The organism is Sphaerospermopsis sp. LEGE 00249 (genome assembly GCF_014299995.1).
Classification (GTDB): domain Bacteria; phylum Cyanobacteriota; class Cyanobacteriia; order Cyanobacteriales; family Nostocaceae; genus Sphaerospermopsis; species Sphaerospermopsis kisseleviana.
Map to the genome: position 1 here is coordinate 1 of NZ_JACJUZ010000146.1, position 3,484 is coordinate 3,484.

The 3,484-nt window shown below is 41.6% G+C and carries 4 protein-coding genes; 2 read left to right on the forward strand and 2 right to left on the reverse strand.

Annotation, left to right across the window (positions count from 1 at the left end; translation table 11 throughout):
• Nucleotides 1-120: 120 nt before the first annotated feature.
• Entirely contained in the window at nucleotides 121-1,077 is a 957-nt protein-coding gene (locus H5968_RS24720; protein WP_137666826.1) for a M48 family metallopeptidase, read from the reverse strand.
• Nucleotides 1,029-1,229 (reverse strand): hypothetical protein, encoded by a 201-nt coding sequence (locus tag H5968_RS24725; protein WP_187042049.1) that lies wholly within the window; start codon nucleotides 1,227-1,229, stop codon nucleotides 1,029-1,031. The genes H5968_RS24720 and H5968_RS24725 overlap by 49 nt, the downstream gene beginning before the upstream one ends.
• A 21-nt stretch (nucleotides 1,230-1,250) precedes the next feature.
• Here H5968_RS24725 and H5968_RS24730 point away from each other — a divergent pair, with 21 nt between their 5' ends.
• A complete protein-coding gene (locus H5968_RS24730; RefSeq protein WP_187042050.1) occupies nucleotides 1,251-2,846 on the forward strand; it encodes an ATP-dependent DNA helicase in 1,596 nt (531 codons plus the stop codon).
• 128 nt (nucleotides 2,847-2,974) lie between these two features.
• Entirely contained in the window at nucleotides 2,975-3,190 is a 216-nt protein-coding gene (locus tag H5968_RS24735; protein ID WP_096570208.1) for a DUF2839 domain-containing protein, read from the forward strand.
• The last annotated feature ends 294 nt before the right edge of the window (nucleotides 3,191-3,484 follow it).

Genomic DNA, 3,484 nt, shown 5'->3' on the forward strand with positions numbered 1-3,484 from the left:
GGGGACTGGGGACTGGGGAAGAAGCAGGGGAAGTTATTTGTATTTTTCCCAATCACCAATTACCAATTACCAATTACCAATTACCAATTACCAATTACCAATTACCAATCACCAATTACCTCACTTTCTCATTTTGTCAATTTCTTTTTGTAATTCTTCAATTTGTTTTCTTAATGTTTCTGCTTCATCTTCAGGTGTTTCAACTTTAACATTTACTGCACCTTCTGATGGGGTTTTTTGATAGTTACCTTGCTTGATTTGCTGATATTCTTCTGATACTGCCCAAGTGCGTAAATAATGCACTCTATCTACAGGGAAAGGATGACTCATCATCATTCCTTGAGCGCCATTATACATGAGAAATTTATATACTTGATTGAGTCTATTATCATCTAGTGTTTGATATTTTTCTGACTGCTGAATAAATTCTTGTAAACTACATTCATGGGCATATTTATTACTACCGCCTGATATTTTCATCATGGTTGAGATGACTGTATTGAGGTCATCCATGACTAATAATGCGGCGCGATCTGCGGATAATTCGGCTTTACGTCGCCATTCAAAAAAGGCAAAAATTAAAGCTTGAGTGACTAAATTTCCCAAACCAAAGGTTAATTCGCCAATGGTAGAAGCGGCGCTCATTGCCCACATCGCCATTTGAATTAAAATAGTATGACCACATTTAATATGCCCCAGTTCATGGGCTAATACTGTCCTAATTTCGGCTTCATTGAGTAAGTCGAGTATACCAGTGTTAACTACTATGTAAGGATTTTCTTGCCCTAGTGCGTAGCTGTTGGCTTGGGGGTTTTGTGAAATAAATAGTGCTGGTTCTGGGTAAATATCCAGATCCCGTACACATTCGCGAAACATCTGGTAAATAGTGGAATATTGGCGTGGTCCAACTTGGATATTATTGCCCATTAAATAAATTAATTGCGGACGTTCATAGACAAATTCCACAAATTTACGAGCGATTAAATCAAAGCCCGGTAAACTGCGTAAAGCTTCCTCGGCTTGGCGATCTAGTGGATGTCTGAAGGCTTCGCTGGAAATTCCTTTGTAAGTTGGCATAATGTAAAGATGTTAGTGAATGGTGATTGGGGACTGGTGACTGGGGACTGGGGACTGGGGACTGGTGACAGGAGGAAGAAGAAAAATAAATATTCCCTATTCCCTATTCCCTGACAACATAATAAAAGTGTGGCAGTTCGGAAAAAAGTCATTTGTTATGGGATGAAAAGCGCGTGATTGAGGCTGAAGTTCATTTATCACTACATAACTTTCTGCGATCGCAAGAGGGTTTTCCAACTTGGCCTCACCACTTGACGATGGCACGGTTGGTAGCACGGGCTTTGCGTTTGGGACGTAGTGCTTTAATTCAAGTCGGGGCTGTTTGTGGCTACCAGGGTCGATATCGCACCAGTTTTATTGCGTCTGCTTTGATGTGGCATGGTCCTGTAATTATTGTGGCATCGGCAACTGTCCAGCAGCGTTTACTAAATATAGAAATTCCCAGGTTACAGCAGTGGTTATCAGCTAATAAACCCATTAGAACAGGTGAAGTTTGGCCTGGTTCTGATTTTCAAGGGTTGCTGTTAACTTCCCCCCAAGCTTGGTTAAAAGGGCAGTTGGCTGATAATGGTAGTTTTCCCCCTAATATTCCTACTATTATTGATGGTGTTGATGATTTGGAAGATTGGGTACGTGATCAGCTAACTCAAGATATTCAACCTCATGACTGGGAGCAACTGATGTTGGCTTGTCCCCAGGAAGCTGAGGTAATTCGGGAAGCTAGGGTACAATTGACACATGAATTATTCCAACATCCAGAAAACCCGTACCACTGTTATCTGATTTCTCAAAGGGAAATTGAAATTTTACAAGGTTTGTATTCTAGCTTCGAGTCCATAAGTAATCTACCAAAAAGCTGGCAGGAATTTTGGCTGCTGTTCCAAAACTTGACCGAGGATTTTTCTCCTACTACCATCACTCCATCACCCCATCACCCTATTACCCTATCTTCTGCTCTTTTCTGGGCTACTATTGCTCGTCGTCAAGGATTATTTTCTTTACATTATGCCCCGATGGAATTGGCTAAAATACTCGCCCCTATTTGGCAGCGGCAACCTGTGGTATTGATTGGTAGTGCGGTAGAACCAGAAACGGAAGTTCCTCTATTTCGTCAGCGTTTGGGGTTGGAGGATGTGACTTGTTTGAAGTTTTCTAGTGATAGTCAAGGGGAGGCAATTCAACTTTATGCACCCTATAAGTTGCCTTTACCTAATACACCGGAATTTCAAGGGGCGTTTATTCATCAAGTTCGTACTTTGGTTTGTTTAAGTGCTACATCTCCAGGTACGACTGTGGTTTTGGTGGGGGATGTGCCGCTGAAAGCAAGGGTGGGGGCAATTTTGGCTTCGGAGTTTGGTTCACGGGTACAGGTGGAAAAAACTTGTTTGGATGAAAATGGAATTTTGGTGAGTGGTTGGGAATTTTGGCGATCGCATCAAGATGTTTTACCAGCACCCCGGTTGTTAATTATTGCCACTTTGCCTTTACCATCTTTGGAAAATCCTTTGGTGGCTGGTAGGGTAACTCATTACAAGCGATCGCACCAAGATTGGTTTAGGTTATATTTATTACCTACTGCCTTGAATGAACTGCAACGAGCGATCGCCCCAGTCCGGGAAAATCAAGGTATTGTGGCTTTACTTGATAGTCGTGTTGTGAACCGCAGTTATGGCGCTCAAATTCTCGCTGCTCTGAGTCCTCTAGCACGCTTAAATTATCTCGATCCCAGTCTATTTTCTCCCAATAATGAAGACAATTCAAATGGATGATGGGTGATGGGTGATGGGTGATGGGTGATTGGAAAACTAAAAATTCTCACTCCTGACTTCTTTCCCAAATCGCCGTGATTCCTGCGAACATAGATTAAGAAGCTAAAACGAACTTTAAATTATTGATTATGGGTGAAGCAAAACGTCGTAAAAGCACATTAGGAGAACAATACGGGCAAGAAACTCGCATTTTACCCTGGGTTCCTATCACTAAATCTCAAGCAGAATTGTTTGTGAAAATCACTACTCGCGGAGCTTGGATTGGTATTGGCGCTATGGTAGTAGTATGGGTAACAATCCGTTTTATCGGACCTGCTTTTGGTTGGTGGCAAGTAGTGGCTTAAAGTAGTGAACAGGTGATTGGTGATTGGTGATTGGTGATACAATTTTGGTTTTTGGATTATATTTCATGAACTCCAATCTAAAATCTAAAATCTAAGATAGGGTTTGCTGAATAAACCTAAAACCTTGATATGTCAAAGGTTAGAGGCTGATAAACACAGAAATTAGTGCAAGGGTTTTGAAGGGTATACCGGAAAAAGTGTGCATTTTTGGGGATTTCAAGAGATGGCAAAGAAATTTTCAAATCTCCTCCTGACTCCTGACTCCTGACTCCTGACTCCTGACTCCTGACTCCT